The sequence below is a fragment of the Pseudomonas sp. IT-P171 genome (assembly GCF_949767765.1).
Classification (GTDB): Bacteria; Pseudomonadota; Gammaproteobacteria; order Pseudomonadales; family Pseudomonadaceae; genus Aquipseudomonas; species Aquipseudomonas fluorescens_B.
In genome coordinates this window covers 31,093-45,056 of the sequence record NZ_CATKQN010000006.1, presented here as the reverse complement: position 1 = coordinate 45,056, position 13,964 = coordinate 31,093, and the positions used below count along the sequence as shown (strand labels likewise).

Sequence of the window (13,964 nt, the reverse complement as noted above, 5' to 3'; positions counted from 1 at the left end):
GGAGCGGGTCGTGCGGATGATGTTGTCCGCAGACTCGCGATCCGCAATATGCGAGCATCGCTCGCTCCTGCAAGTGTGTAGCGGTTATCCATGAAAACCCCCGTTTGGTTCCCCCAGAGTTTCTTCTCCCGCACCCTGTGGCTGGTGCTGATCGTCGTCCTGTTCTCCAAGGCGCTGACCCTGGTTTATCTGTTGATGAACGAAGACGTGCTGGTGGATCGCCAATACAGCCACGGCGTCGCCCTGACGCTACGCGCCTATTGGGCGGCGGATGAAAACAACCGTGAAAAGATTGCCGAAGCCGCGACTCTGATCCGGGTGGTGGGTGCCGGCGTGCCGGAAGGCGAGCAACACTGGCCTTACAGCGAGATCTACCAGCGGCAGATGCAGGCAGAGCTTGGCGCCGACACCGAGGTGCGATTGCGCATGCACTCGCCACCGGCCCTGTGGGTTCGGGCGCCCAGTCTCGGTGATGGCTGGCTGAAAGTGCCGCTGTACCCGCATCCTTTGCGCGGCCAGAAAATCTGGAACGTGCTCGGCTGGTTCCTTGCCATCGGCTTGCTGTCCACCGCCTCGGCGTGGATCTTCGTCAGTCAACTCAATCAACCTTTGAAACGCCTGGTCTATGCCGCGAGGCAACTCGGCCAGGGCCGTAGTGTGCGTCTGCCGATCAGCGATACGCCAAGCGAGATGACCGAGGTGTATCGCGCCTTCAACCAGATGGCTGAAGACGTCGAACAGGCCGGCCGCGAGCGCGAGCTGATGCTGGCCGGCGTGTCCCATGACTTGCGTACGCCACTGACGCGATTGCGGCTGTCCCTGGAACTGATGGGCGACCACAGCGACCTGACGGACGACATGGTGCGCGACATCGAAGACATGGACGCGATTCTCGACCAGTTCCTCGCGTTCATTCGCGATGGTCGCGATGAATCGGTGGAAGAGGTGGATTTGACCGACCTGGTGCGTGAAGTCGCCGCGCCGTACAACCAGAATGAAGAGAAAGTGCGCCTGCGCCTGGAGCCGATTCAGCCGTTCCCGTTGCGTCGGGTGTCAATGAAGCGCCTGCTGAACAACCTGATCGGCAACGCGCTGCATCATGCTGGCAGTGGGGTCGAAGTGGCGGCTTATGTTTCCGGGGATGTGAGCGCTCCTTACGTGGTGCTGAGCGTCATGGACCGTGGTGCGGGCATTGATCCGTCGGAGCTGGAGGCGATCTTCAATCCGTTCACTCGTGGGGATCGAGCTCGCGGTGGTAAAGGGACCGGGTTGGGCCTGGCGATCGTGAAGCGGATTGCTTCGATGCATGGTGGGAATGTCGAGTTGCGCAACCGGTCGGGTGGCGGACTGGAAGCGCGGGTGCGGTTACCGCTTGGGTTGATGTTGCCGCGGGATGCGGTTTAAAGACCAGCATTGTCAGTGGGGCTTAAGGCCTCATCGCGAGCGGGCTCGCTCTCACATTGAAATACGTTTCCCTTGTGGGAGCGAGCCTGCTCGCGAAGGCGGTCTTCCGACCGCCATAAATCTCAGGGTTTAACCTTTCCCTTTGGTCCGCGTCATATTCGGCCCGCCATTCTTCTCAAGATGCTCAATGATGATCCCCGCCACATTCTTTCCGGTGGTGGTTTCAATCCCTTCCAGACCGGGCGAAGAATTCACTTCCATCACCAGCGGCCCGTGATTGGAACGCAGGATATCCACGCCCGCCACCGCCAAACCCATCACTTTCGCTGCACGCAACGCAGTCATGCGTTCTTCCGGTGTGATCTTGATCAGGCTGGCGCTGCCACCGCGATGCAGGTTGGAGCGAAACTCCCCGGGCTTGGCCTGACGCTTCATCGCCGCAATCACCTTGTCGCCCACCACGAAGCAACGAATGTCCGCACCGCCGGCTTCCTTGATGTACTCCTGAACCATGATGTTCTGCTTGAGGCCCATGAACGCCTCGATCACCGATTCCGCCGCCGTCGCGGTTTCACACAGCACTACGCCAATCCCCTGGGTGCCTTCCAGCACCTTGATCACCAGCGGTGCGCCGTTGACCATGTCGATCAGGTCGGGAATGTCATCCGGGGAATGCGCAAATCCGGTGACCGGCAAACCGATTCCACGGCGAGACAGCAATTGCAGCGAACGCAGTTTGTCCCGCGAGCGGGCAATGGCCACCGATTCGTTGAGCGGAAACACCCCCATCATTTCGAACTGGCGCAACACCGCGCAGCCATAGAACGTTACCGATGCACCGATCCGCGGGATCACCGCGTCGAAACCTTCCAGCGGTTTGCCGCGGTAGTGGATCTGCGGCTTGTGACTGGCAATGTTCATGTAGGCGCGCAGGGTGTCGATCACCACCATTTCATGGCCACGCTCGGTACCGGCTTCGACCAGACGACGAGTGGAATACAGACGCGGGTTCCGCGACAGCACAGCGATCTTCATGCAACACCTGTGGAAGAGGTAGATACCGGGAACACCGGCTTGTCTTGTACATATTTAATGCCCGGATTGACCACCAACTGGCCGTCGATCAGGGCTTTGGAACCGAGTAACAGGCGATAACGCATGGACTTGCGACAGGCGAGGGTGAACTCGACCCGCCAGACCCGATCACCGAGGGCCAGGGTGGTGCTGACCACGTAACGCTTCTGCGCATGGCCGTTGGAGCTTTTGATGGTTTTCATCGTCACCAGTGGTGCTTCGCAGCGGCGGTGACGCAGTTGCACGACCGTGCCCAGGTGCGCGGTGAAGCGCACCCAGCTCTCGCCTTCGCGCTCGAACGGCTCGATGTCGGTGGCGTGCAGGCTGGAGGTGCTGGCGCCAGTGTCGATTTTTGCCCGCAGGCCCGCGACTCCCAAATCCGGGAGCGCCACCCACTCGCGCAGACCGATAACGGTCAAATGGTCAAATGTCTTCAATAGGAAAAACCGGCGATTATCGCGTCCAGGCTTCAGGTGGTACCTGAGCCAACGCTTTGAATGCAGGTTTGGCGAACCAGTAACCCTGCATCAGAAAAATTCCACAGTCCGCCAGGAAATCCCGTTCTCCGGCGCTTTCAATGCCTTCGGCGATGACTGTAACGTCCAACTCCGCACAGATTGTGACAATCCCCCGAACGATAGCCTGACGAACACGATCGCGGTCGACATCGCGGATCAGCGCCATGTCGAGTTTGATCAGGTCCGGTTGGAAATCAGCCAGCAGATTGAGCCCCGAGTAGCCCGCGCCGAAATCGTCGATGGCGGTCTTGAAGCCGAATTCGCGGTATTCACGCAGAATATTAGTCAAATGGCGATAGTTATCTACGTGCTCGCTTTCCAGGGTTTCGAAAATCAGACGGTCGATGGGGAAGCTGTGTGTTTTCGCGGCCTCTAGCGTGCTGCGGATACAGAGTTCGGGGCGGTAGACAGCGTTGGGCATGAAGTTGATCGATAAGTGTGTCTGCATGTTTAGACGAGCCGCGCCTGCAATAGCTCGAGTCCGGCAGAGCTGGTCAAAGCGGTAGCGATTCGCTTCTGTAATCTGCTCAAGCACAGACAGAGCGCCTTCCCCCGCGATGCCGCGTACCAAGGCTTCATGGGCGAAAACCGACTGATCCCGCAAGTCGACGATCGGTTGGTAGGCAAAGGCAAAGTCGAAGCCCAGCGGCTCGCTTTGCTGACAGCCCTGGCAACCATTTTGAGGCGAGGTCAATGAAGCCGGAAATATAGTCACTCGATCACTCCATGCCGGGGATCCGGCCTTGGTCACAGTCTATCTGGAGAGCCGGGTTGTTGCGCCCGACAGAAACGGTAGTACAGTTCCGACTATTGGCGGAAAGAGGAATTCAAGTGGCACAAAAACAGGAAGAAGACGACAAGGTCCGTCTCGATAAATGGTTGTGGGCCGCGCGTTTTTATAAAACACGTGCCTTGGCCAAGGCCGCGATTGAAAGCGGCAAGGTGCATTGCCGGGGCGAGCGCTGCAAGCCGGGCAAGGAGCCCAGGATTGGCGACGAGTTTCAGATTCGTACCGGGTTCGAGGAGCGCACGGTGGTGGTCCAGGCGTTGTCGATCGTGCGCCGTGGCGCGCCGGAGGCTCAGGCGTTGTACGCCGAAACCGAAGCCAGCATCGCCAAGCGCGAAGCGGCTGCGGCCATGCGCAAGGCCGGTTCGTTGGGCGTGAGCACCGATGGCAAGCCGAGCAAGAAACAGCGGCGGGATCTGTTTAAGTTTCGTGGGAGCAGTAACGACGAGTAGGGCTGGCAGATGTGTGTTGCCTGCAAAAAGATCGCAGCCTTCGGCAGCTCCTACGGGTGTACGCATTCCCATGTAGGCGCTGCCGAAGGCTGCGGTCTTTCAGGATCACCGCGTTACCCAGCCGAAGCGCTACACCACACTCATCCGCGAAACCATCGGCATTTTTCCCAGCAGTCCGAACAACGCCAGCCCCCGGATCACCAGTGAAGCTAGATCATCCCGACCACCGCATCGAACGGGCGCAGACTTGCAATTGCCCAGCTGTGCAGCCATATCGGGTGAGTCGCCAGCGGCGAATTGAGTGGGTGAAACAGCCACTCGTCGAAAATCACACACAGCCTTTGACCCGTAGGCCATAACCAGAAGGCCAGCAGTGCCAGAGGCACAACATTGCAGAACGCCAACCGGCGGGTGTTCCACCTTGCTTGGAACAAACCCGGATTGTTCATAAAATGCCTCCCTTGGCTGAACGTCGCGCACCAAAACGGTGCCGTGTAGGCGCAATTTCACGTTCTGCAATTATTTGTCATTACTTCAGATACCCAGACCTATGACCGAGCTACCGGATACCGACTACACCCAACGCTTCATCTTCGATGACAGCGACACCCGCGGCGAGCTGGTGTCGTTGGAGCGCAGCTACGCCGAAGTCCTCGCCAAACACGCGTACCCGGAGCCGGTAAAACAACTGCTCGGCGAACTGATGGCCGCGGCTTCGTTGCTGGTCGGCACCTTGAAGTTCGATGGGTTGCTGATTCTCCAGGCCCGCTCCGATGGCCCGGTGCCGTTGCTGATGATCGAATGTTCCAGCGAGCGCGAAATCCGTGGCCTGGCCCGTTACGAGGCCGACCAGATCGCCCCCGACGCAACCCTCGCCGACCTGATGCCCAACGGTGTATTGGCGCTGACCGTCGACCCGACCCAAGGCCAGCGCTACCAGGGCATCGTCGACCTGGATGGCGAAACCCTGTCGGAGTGCTTCACCAATTATTTCGTCATGTCCCAGCAGGTGGGTACGCGTTTCTGGCTGTACGCCGATGGCCGTCGCGCCCGGGGCCTGCTGCTGCAGCAACTGCCCGCCGACCGTCTGAAAGACGAAGAAGAACGCGCCGCCAGTTGGCAGCATGTCACTGCATTGGCCGGCACCCTGACCGCCGATGAATTGCTCAGCCTGGACAACGAAACCGTGCTCCATCGCCTCTACCACGAAGAGCAGGTTCGGCTGTTTGATGTGCAGAAGCTACGCTTCCGTTGCAGCTGCTCGCGCGAACGTTCTGCCAATGCACTGGTCAGTTTGGGTCAGGAAGATGCCCAGGCACTGGTCATCGAACACGGTGGCCACATCGAGATCGATTGCCAGTTCTGTAACCAGCGCTACCTGTTCGACGCCGCCGATATCAGTCAATTGTTCGCTGGCGCAGGTGTCGAGACGCCGTCAGATACCCGGCACTAAAACGGTTCAGCGCAGGTAAATTCACTGGATAGCGCCGGAATAACGCCGTTCTGACGGGAGGGCCCTACTATTTTTGGGCGTTTCTGGCATAATCCGGCCCACTTTTTGTCGCGGTAGTAGTGCACGACTTTCTACTACAAAACGTTTGGAGCACACTCGGCCACTGGCCGACGGGGAATCTCATGACGCAAGCCAATAACGCCGTGTACACCGATCTGAGTGTTGATGATCTGGTAAAAGAAGCTCTGAATCGCGGTGAAGGCGAGCTTGCCGACACTGGCGCACTGGTTGTTCGCACCGGTCACCGTACCGGCCGCTCGCCAGTCGACCGTTTCATCGTTGAAGAGCCGACCACCCAGGCCGCGATCGCCTGGGGCCCTATCAACCGCAAGTTCCCGGCCGACAAGTTCGATGCCCTGTGGGCTCGCGTCGAGGCGTTCAACAACGCGCAAGAGCATTTCGTTTCCCACGTTCATGTAGGTGCGTCTGAAGACCACTACCTGGCCGTGAAAATGACCACCCAGACTGCCTGGCAGAACCTGTTCGGTCGTTGCCTGTTCATCAACCCGGAAAAATACAACCCGGCTGGCCGTGATGAGTGGCAAGTGCTCAACGTTGCCAACTTCGAATGCGTGCCAGAGCGTGACGGCACCAACTCCGATGGTTGCGTGATCCTCAACTTCGCCCAGAAGAAAGTGCTGATCGCTGGCATGCGCTACGCCGGCGAAATGAAAAAAGCCATGTTCTCGGTGCAGAACTTCCTGCTGCCGGCTGCCGACGTACTGCCGATGCACTGCGCCGCCAACATCGGCGAAGCCGGCGACGTGACCCTGTTCTTCGGCCTGTCCGGCACCGGTAAAACCACCCTGTCCGCCGACGAAAGCCGCTACCTGATCGGTGACGACGAACACGGCTGGGGCGAAGGCGTTGTCTTCAACATCGAAGGCGGCTGCTACGCCAAGTGCATCGACCTGTCGGAGAAGAACGAGCCGGTCATCTGGAAAGCCATCAAGCACGGCGCCGTCCTGGAAAACGTCGTGATCGACGACGCCAAGCACGCCGACTACGCCGATGTCAGCCTGACCCAGAACAGCCGCGCCGCCTACCCGCTGGAGCACGTCGCCAAGCGTTCCGAGAAAAACCTCGGTGGCGAGCCAAACGCTGTGATCTTCCTGACCTGCGACCTGACCGGCGTCCTGCCGCCCGTCTCGATCCTCAGCGAAGAACAAGCGGCCTACCACTTCCTGTCCGGCTACACCGCACTGGTGGGCTCGACTGAGATGGGTTCCGGCAGCGGCATCAAGTCGACCTTCTCCACCTGCTTCGGCGCTCCGTTCTTCCCGCGTCCGGCCGGTGAATACGCAGAGCTGCTGATCAAGCGCATCCGCGGCTTCGGCTCCAAGGTCTACCTGGTCAACACCGGCTGGACCGGCGGCGGCTACGGCGTCGGCAAACGCTTCAACATCCCGACCACTCGCGGCGTGATCGCAGCGATCCAGAGCGGCGCGTTGATCGGTGTTGAAACCGAGCACCTCGACACCATCAACCTCGACGTGCCACTGGCCGTACCGGGCGTTGAGACTGGCCTGTTGAACCCACGTAATACCTGGGCTGACAAGGCTGCTTATGATGAAGCCGCTAAAGCACTGGCCGGGTTGTTCGTTGAGAACTTCAAGAAGTTCGAAGTGAGCGACGCGATCAAGGCTGCTGGGCCGAAGTTGTGAGAGCTGGTTTGATGGAATGAGAAAGCCGCCCTTTGGGGCGGCTTTTTTGTATGTGCAATTCAGGCTGTCAGGCACACCGTAACTGCCATTATTCCAACCGAAAAGGCACTAAACGACCAGAATAATGGCACTTACGCGTTCGGCTAGATGCCTTCCAATTCCTGTGTCTCCCACCGTTGCACTTTGATCGCTTGGTAAAGCATTCCGATGGTTAGCGGGACTTTGTCACCGCGCCCCTTCGCCCGGCGCTTTTGAAACACATCAAACCCTTCCGGTTGGAAGTAGCGATAAGCGTCGTAGTCGATGAAGTCGATTCCAAACTGTTCTTCCAGGGCTTCCATCAGGTTTCGCGCATCGGCGCCGTCACAGCCCAGGTCGAAGTTGATCGAGGTGTTGAGGCTGATAGTTTTGCGTTCGGGCAGGCCGAGTTCTTCGTGCAGCAACTGCATGAGCAGGTGCATGGCGTGATCGTCGGGGAAGTTGGAAGCGAGGTTCATGATTGAGTCCAGTTGAAGGCAAGGCTGGCGCCGATGCTTATCAGCGCCTCCTGACACGCGCTGTTGAGTAGGTCCTTCAGAGCTCTTGAAGCCCTCAGGACTCAAGATGACCCTGCGGTTGACTCAGTCCACGGCCACTTCTGTCTAGCATGCAGTATCCGCACTACTTCTACCGTTTCATCCAGGACCATGTAGACCATGATGTAATTCGATGTGGCGACGATTTCATGAGTACCAAAAACTCTACCCCTTCTATACAGCTTTGGTCGCTGACGTGCTTGGTCTGCTTTGAGCTCAAAGATTTCGTCTAAAACAAGGGCCGCGTCAGGGTTGTCCTGACAAATATGATTCATGATGTTATCCCGGTCAGTCAGCGCCGAGGGGCGCCAAACTACCCGCATCAGCGCGCCCGTTGACGTATGGCATCACGTTTGGCAGCAAAGATTCGGCGCGCCTCTTCGTCGCTAACACTTGGCCGAGGATCATCAATGCTGGCCTGAACCTGTTTCCTGAACCACTCCTCGTAAGCAGCCGCTTCGTGAACTTGCTTCATTGCGTCGGAGCGGTCAGGGCGAGAATAGGTTTTTACTTGAAGGGGGTCATAGCTCGAAGCGTCGACATCGAAATGATTGATGCCTATTCCTTGCAAATAGATCACTAGGGTTTCGAGTCGTTTGAATAGGCGTATTTGCTGGCTGCGTTGCGCTGCCAGAGAATGCTTTTTTGATCCATGTTGGACCTGAATCGCCCAACCACCTTGCTTGGCTACGATGTGAATGGCGCTAACAGCGTCGCTTTCAACCAGTTTGACGAGTGCGCTGTGATCAATCGTTTCGGTTGTCATAAGAAGGAGCCTATGGCTGATCAGTGGCTCACATGCTACGCAATCAATAATAGTTTGCAATCTTCTGTCTCCATTAAGGATGTAGGAATTAGTATCCTTTTTCGTGGGCAGCCAGCTCACAGTGAGGCTGGCATACCCTGTGAACACGGTGTGTCAGGCCGGTGCTTTCCAGCCCATCATGCGTTGTTGGGCGACTTTCAGTAGGTCGCAGCCGTCCTGAGTCAACAGGTAGAGGGCGTGGGTGATATGCGGGATGTCTTCGACGTCACCGTTTTTGAAGCATTGGCAATGTAGGGTTTTGAGTAGGTCGCTGGAAGCGCGGATGCGCTGGAGGGCGGCTTCGAGGATGTCTTGCGGATTGGCCTCTGTGTCGATGATCAGGGGCGGGGAATCGGTGAGGTTTGTTTCGAGTGGGCGGTAGCGGTTTGGAAACGGATTTAATATGGTCACTGAAGAACACCTCTAATTAATTGGGAATATGCGTTCTCTTTGTCGAGTGACCAAGCCCGAGTCGCTGATTTGGCAGCGACGGTCTGACTATAGGTGTGAGTCGCCGGTTGGCGATAGGCGACAAGGTGCCTTCTGTTGTAGGACCGGGATGAAGCTTTGATAGGGCGTTGCCTACGTACTTATCCCCCGTCGAATTTCTCTCGTTTATTGATATGCAGGCACACCGCGTTATCGTTCTTCGCGGGCAAGCCTCGCTCCTCCAGGGGGGTGTGGGTGGGCATTAACCTGCGGTGATTTTTGGCAGGCGTTGGCGGGCGATGTCGAGGAGTTCGTTGCCGTCCTGGGTCAGCAGGTAAAGCGCGTTGACGATGTTGGGAATGTCGCTCGCGTCCGCCTGTTTGAAGCACAGGCAGTACAGCGTTTCGAGCAGGTCGCTGGCGGCGCGGATGCGTTGTCGGGCGGCGTCGAGGATTTCGTGCGGATCGGCCTCGGTGTCAATGACCAGGACCGGGGTGTCGCTGTAGCGGCTTTTGAGTGGGCAATAGCGGTCTTGCATCTGGGTCCGTCCTGTAGGAAGTCTGGCAGGCCGACACTGTTTCAGCCGCGCCGAAAACTATGAAGCGGACGACGCGTTGCGGCAATACGGCTGCAATCGACACAGTTTGTAGGGGATTTACTGGCCTTCGGGCATTCGCCCTACGCGTTTCCCGAGGTTTTTTTAATCGAAACCCTTACAGGTGAATTTTCCTACGTGTTTCTCAGGCGCAGCGCAGCAAACCTCTGTATCGTGCGCGCCAGAATCTGTAGGGCATTTCGAAAATGCCTGGTTAAGCACTTAAAGGGAATTAGGTATGCAGTGGCTACGTATGGCCTCGGTTTTGTTGTTGTGGGCGGGGGCGTGTCGTTTGACCGGCGCGGCTGACGCGGGTAACTCGATGGTGCTGGCCAACATGGACCGCACGGGCTGGCCGGACGCGCTCACCACTCAGGCGAACATGGACACCGCGTCTCGCGCTGAGGTGTTGATGTTCGGCAAGGCGCTGCTGGCCAGCGAAGCGCTGGACGAACAGGGTCTGAAACAACGCCTGGGCGTGCAGGCGGTGAAGCTCAAGTCTGTACGCCAGATGCGTGATGGCTTGTGGGATCGATTGCTGACCACCTACCGCAATGCCAGCCAAGACTGCGACGGCGAACCGTTCTGCCCCCGTGTGCGAAGCGTCGCTGATTTGCGTCAGTTGGCCGCGGCGTTCACCGGCGAAATCAGCCCGGCCCACGCGGCGTGGGCGAGCAAGAGCCAGGTGTTTCATGAGCAGGCGTTGAATGAGCAACTTCGGGTGGCGGTGTTGGTGCCCTAGTGCTGTCTAGGGCAAGTCCCGGTGACGCTGTCCTCCCCGTTTCGGCTTAGTTGATCGTGGATTTCGGAGCCTGGCGCGAAGCCGCTTCAAGATCCATCAAACCTCGACCGTACGCCTCACTGTTGGCATAGATACCTGTTCGGTTCGCTGTTGCCAGCAGGCGTTCGCGTACTTGTTGCGCGGTAAGTTCGGGGTATCGGCTTTGCAATGCTGCCAGGGCTCCGCTGACCATGGCGGCAGCCGGCGAGGTGCCGGCGGTCTGCACGTACTTTCCGTCCTTGCTGGTGGTCAGCAGTCCTTGCCCAGCGCCGGAATCGCCGCCCGGTACCGCGATGCACCAGGCCGCCGCCACGCCGCAATAGTTGGACTTGGCATTGATGGCGCTGCCGTCGTTTTTCAGTGCAACCACGGCGATCCAGCCCTTTTCCAGTTCGGGTATGGCGATCGGCAAGCCGGGTTCAGCCAACGGTTCCCGTTTCAGTTCGTTACCCGTCGGGAACACAAAAACAGCGCCGTCCTGAACCAGTTTCCGGGCAGTCACCAACGACTCCGGCATGACCTGCTTGTAACGCGCCTCATTGATCTCTGTCGCCGGAATGGCATTGGCCCACGAGTTGTTGAGAATGCGCGCACCTTTGTCGAAGCCGGCCTGCCAGGATTGTGCAATCTCGGTGTCGAAGAAAAATGGCTCGTTGTCGTCGCCGAAACGAAAGGGTTCAGTTGTGCGTTGAAGGCGACACCGTGCATGCCCTGGTCATCTTTGTTGGCGGCGAGAATGCCGGCCATCTGGGTACCGTGACCCACCCGGTCGAAGGTGCCGGCACGGTTCTCGACATAGTCAAAACCCGGGTCAGCGATTCTTCCCTGAAATTCCGGCAAGTTGCTGTTCAGGCCTGAGTCGACAAGCGCTACGGCCACCCCCTGGCCAGTGCCGCCTCGGGCGTAGAGGGCTGACGCGTTAATCACCGCCAGGCCTTGCTGGCCCTGATATTCCAGTGTCTCGAACGGGGTCGGGTCGATGGACGGCTGCGTGGGGTTCGTCAGGCAGCCGCTTAACAAAAAGGGCAATGCGAGCACGGGGGGGAGTAAAAAAATGGGTCGTTGAGGCATGGTCGTTCCTTCGTAAATCTCCGCGCACATCAGGCTTTCCTGCCGTGTTGAACATTGCGCGAAGAGGGCAATTTTTTTGAAGGTGAACCTTACCGGTGAAAAGGGGTGAAGCGTCAGGGAGGCAAAGTGCCCCGTTTGTTTCAACCTGTGGCGAAGGTTTGGCCTGATGGACGCTGTATCATCCCGTATCGTTTTTGCCCCCGACCTTTTCTCGACTCGCTGCGATCACCGGCTAGGCTTTGGGCTTCGCAGCGGTCAACGGAGTGACAGCTTATGCACAACACCCTGGAACAGGTTTTCGGTTATCCACAGTTTCGGCCCGGCCAGGAGGCGACGATCAGCGCTGTACTGGCCGGGCGTTCGGCGGCGGCGATTTTCCCCACGGGTTCAGGCAAGTCCCTGTGTTACCAGATGTCGGCGGTATTGCTGCCGCACCTGACGCTGGTGGTCTCGCCGCTGTTGGCATTGATGCAGGACCAGTTGGCGTTTCTTCAGCGACACGGGATCGCAGCGGGCAGTATCGATTCGGCCCAGAGCCGCGACGACGCCAGCGATGTGATGGCTCGCGCCAAGTCCGGCGAGCTGAAGATTCTGATGATTTCCGTGGAGCGCCTGAAGAACGAGCGCTTTCGCCATTTCTTGCAGCAGGTGCCGATCTCGCTGCTGGTGGTGGACGAGGCGCATTGCATCTCGGAGTGGGGTCATAACTTCCGCCCCGACTATCTCAAGCTCCCGGACTACCAGCGCCAGTTCAACATCCCTCAGGCGTTGCTGCTGACCGCCACCGCGACCCCGAAAGTGATCGCGGATATGGAAGCGAAATTTTCCATCGCTCCTGAAGACGTGGTCACCACCGGTTTCTATCGGCCGAACCTCAACTTGCTGGTGGAGCCGGTGCGCGGCCAGGACAAACGTCGACGCCTGGTCGAATGGATGAGGGAGCGTCCCGACCAGCCGAGCATCGTCTACGTCACCTTGCAGAAAACCGCCGAGCACATCGCCGAACACCTGGGGCGCAACGGCGTGCAGGCCGAGGCCTATCACGCCGGTTTGCCCCATGAACAACGGGAAGCGATTCAAAAGCGCTTCATGGGCGGTCAGTCCAATTGCATCGTCGCTACCATCGCTTTTGGCATGGGCATCGACAAGAGCGACATTCGCAACGTGGTGCATTTCGACTTGCCCAAATCCATCGAAAACTACAGTCAGGAAATCGGTCGCGCCGGGCGTGACGGGCAACCGTCGGACTGCCTGGTACTGGCCAACCGCGACAGCCTCAACGTGCTGGAAAACTTCGTCTACGGCGACACGCCGGAATTGGACGGCATCCGTCACGTACTCGACGAATTGCAAGCCGCTGCACCCGAGGGGCAATGGGAGTTTCTGCTGGGACCGTTGGCCGATCAGAGCAATATCCGCCAGTTACCGCTCAAGACCTTGCTGGTGCAATTGGAGCTACGCAGGATCATCGCCCCGCGTTACGCCTATTACGCCGAATACCGCTTCAAGTATTTGCAGGAGCCGGAAGACTTGCTGGCCCGCTTCGAGGGTGAGCGCAAGGACTTCGTAGCGGCAATCATCCAGACTTCCACCCGCGCGCGGACCTGGGCCACGGTGAATTTCGATGCGTTGTACGAGCAGCATCGGGCCGAGCGCGATCGGGTGGTCAAGGCACTGGATTATTTCCAGGAAAAGGGCTGGGTCGAGCTGGAAAGCAAACAGATGACCGAGGTCTACAGCCTGCTGCAAACGGACTTCGACAGTCAGGCACTGAGTGCCGAACTGCATGCTTGTTTCACCCAGCATGAACGCACCGAGATCGCGCGAATCCACGCCATGCTGGATCTGTTCGCCACCGAGCATTGCCTGGGTTATCGCCTGGCCGAGTATTTCGGCGACGAAAATGCGCCGCAGCAGTGCGGGCACTGTTCGGTGTGTCACGGGCATGTGGCGCGGCTGCCCGCACCGCCAGAGTTGCCGGCGCTTGTGGATAAAAACTTCGAGGCGCTGTGCGGTGAATTTATCCACAGGCATGAACAGCACGTCGGCAGCGTTCCCTCAGCGGAGCGCGTGACGCGGTTTTTGTGCGGGATCAGCGTGCCACTGTTTACCAAGCTCAAGGCCCGATCGATTCCAGGGTTTGCAGCGCTGGAGGATTATCCGTATGGCGATGTGCGGAGTTGGGCCGAGGCGCATTTGCCGGGTTAGATCCATCCGCTGAATGTCCCCCATCACAGGAATAAATTTCAAAAATGCCCGGTGGCTGACTATGGTGGGGACTGTCTTTGGATCGCCA

At 58.4% G+C, this 13,964-nt stretch carries 14 protein-coding genes and 2 pseudogenes; 6 read left to right on the top strand and 10 right to left on the bottom strand.

Features of this window, described 5'->3' with window-relative positions:
- Positions 1-90: 90 nt before the first annotated feature.
- Positions 91-1,404, top strand: coding sequence for an ATP-binding protein (locus tag ACM6I5_RS05185; protein WP_017335911.1), 1,314 nt, complete (start codon positions 91-93; stop codon positions 1,402-1,404).
- A 129-nt stretch (positions 1,405-1,533) separates the two neighbouring features.
- Here ACM6I5_RS05185 and rimK read toward each other — a convergent pair whose 3' ends face one another.
- From rimK to ACM6I5_RS05170, 3 genes are read right to left on the bottom strand one after another with little or no spacing between them, the layout of a single operon-like run.
- A complete protein-coding gene (rimK, locus tag ACM6I5_RS05180) occupies positions 1,534-2,439 on the bottom strand; it encodes a 30S ribosomal protein S6--L-glutamate ligase (RefSeq protein ID WP_007949201.1) in 906 nt (301 codons plus the stop codon).
- Positions 2,436-2,897 carry an ATP-dependent zinc protease gene (locus tag ACM6I5_RS05175; RefSeq protein ID WP_193393014.1) on the bottom strand — a complete coding sequence of 154 codons (462 nt, stop codon included), beginning with the start codon at positions 2,895-2,897 and terminating at the stop codon, positions 2,436-2,438. Before ACM6I5_RS05175 ends, rimK begins: the two co-directional genes overlap by 4 nt.
- 34 nt (positions 2,898-2,931) lie before the next feature.
- Positions 2,932-3,711 carry an EAL domain-containing protein gene (locus ACM6I5_RS05170; RefSeq protein ID WP_017335913.1) on the bottom strand — a complete coding sequence of 260 codons (780 nt, stop codon included), beginning with the start codon at positions 3,709-3,711 and terminating at the stop codon, positions 2,932-2,934.
- 116 nt (positions 3,712-3,827) lie between these two features.
- Here ACM6I5_RS05170 and ACM6I5_RS05165 point away from each other — a divergent pair, with 116 nt between their 5' ends.
- Positions 3,828-4,235, top strand: coding sequence for an RNA-binding S4 domain-containing protein (locus ACM6I5_RS05165; protein ID WP_017335914.1), 408 nt, complete (start codon positions 3,828-3,830; stop codon positions 4,233-4,235).
- Positions 4,236-4,447: 212 nt separating this feature from the next.
- Here the strand turns inward: ACM6I5_RS05165 and ACM6I5_RS05160 are convergent.
- Positions 4,448-4,684, bottom strand: a pseudogene (locus ACM6I5_RS05160) (phosphoesterase); the annotation flags it as partial.
- 101 nt (positions 4,685-4,785) lie between these two features.
- Between ACM6I5_RS05160 and hslO the strand changes: the two are divergent.
- Positions 4,786-5,688, top strand: coding sequence for an Hsp33 family molecular chaperone HslO (gene hslO, locus ACM6I5_RS05155; RefSeq protein WP_017335916.1), 903 nt, complete (start codon positions 4,786-4,788; stop codon positions 5,686-5,688).
- Positions 5,689-5,870: 182 nt separating this feature from the next.
- Positions 5,871-7,412: a phosphoenolpyruvate carboxykinase gene (locus ACM6I5_RS05150; protein ID WP_017335917.1), complete on the top strand. Its 1,542-nt coding sequence runs from the start codon at positions 5,871-5,873 to the stop codon at positions 7,410-7,412.
- 143 nt (positions 7,413-7,555) lie between these two features.
- On the opposite strand, the gene ACM6I5_RS05145 is transcribed toward ACM6I5_RS05150, so the two are convergent.
- The 5 genes from ACM6I5_RS05145 to ACM6I5_RS05125 all read right to left on the bottom strand — a co-directional run bounded on the left by ACM6I5_RS05145 (position 7,556) and on the right by ACM6I5_RS05125 (position 9,759).
- Positions 7,556-7,909, bottom strand: a complete 354-nt coding sequence (locus tag ACM6I5_RS05145) for a DUF1493 family protein (protein WP_017335918.1) — start codon at positions 7,907-7,909, stop codon at positions 7,556-7,558.
- A 101-nt stretch (positions 7,910-8,010) separates the two neighbouring features.
- Positions 8,011-8,310 carry a type II toxin-antitoxin system RelE/ParE family toxin gene (locus ACM6I5_RS05140; RefSeq protein WP_017335919.1) on the bottom strand — a complete coding sequence of 100 codons (300 nt, stop codon included), beginning with the start codon at positions 8,308-8,310 and terminating at the stop codon, positions 8,011-8,013.
- The gene (locus tag ACM6I5_RS05135; RefSeq protein WP_031318228.1) at positions 8,310-8,753 is read right to left on the bottom strand and encodes a hypothetical protein; all 444 of its coding nucleotides are present in this window, start codon (positions 8,751-8,753) and stop codon (positions 8,310-8,312) included. Before ACM6I5_RS05135 ends, ACM6I5_RS05140 begins: the two co-directional genes overlap by 1 nt.
- A gap of 153 nt (positions 8,754-8,906) precedes the next feature.
- Positions 8,907-9,203, bottom strand: a complete 297-nt coding sequence (locus tag ACM6I5_RS05130) for a hypothetical protein (protein WP_017335921.1) — start codon at positions 9,201-9,203, stop codon at positions 8,907-8,909.
- A gap of 280 nt (positions 9,204-9,483) precedes the next feature.
- Positions 9,484-9,759: a hypothetical protein gene (locus ACM6I5_RS05125; RefSeq protein ID WP_414883312.1), complete on the bottom strand. Its 276-nt coding sequence runs from the start codon at positions 9,757-9,759 to the stop codon at positions 9,484-9,486.
- A gap of 295 nt (positions 9,760-10,054) precedes the next feature.
- Here ACM6I5_RS05125 and ACM6I5_RS05120 point away from each other — a divergent pair, with 295 nt between their 5' ends.
- Entirely contained in the window at positions 10,055-10,558 is a 504-nt protein-coding gene (locus tag ACM6I5_RS05120) for a polysaccharide deacetylase (RefSeq protein ID WP_414883311.1), read from the top strand.
- A gap of 46 nt (positions 10,559-10,604) precedes the next feature.
- Here the strand turns inward: ACM6I5_RS05120 and ACM6I5_RS05115 are convergent.
- Positions 10,605-11,668, bottom strand: a pseudogene (locus ACM6I5_RS05115) (S8 family peptidase).
- A 273-nt stretch (positions 11,669-11,941) separates the two neighbouring features.
- Here ACM6I5_RS05115 and ACM6I5_RS05110 point away from each other — a divergent pair.
- Positions 11,942-13,876, top strand: a complete 1,935-nt coding sequence (locus tag ACM6I5_RS05110; RefSeq protein ID WP_414883310.1) for an ATP-dependent DNA helicase RecQ — start codon at positions 11,942-11,944, stop codon at positions 13,874-13,876.
- Positions 13,877-13,964: the final 88 nt, after the last annotated feature.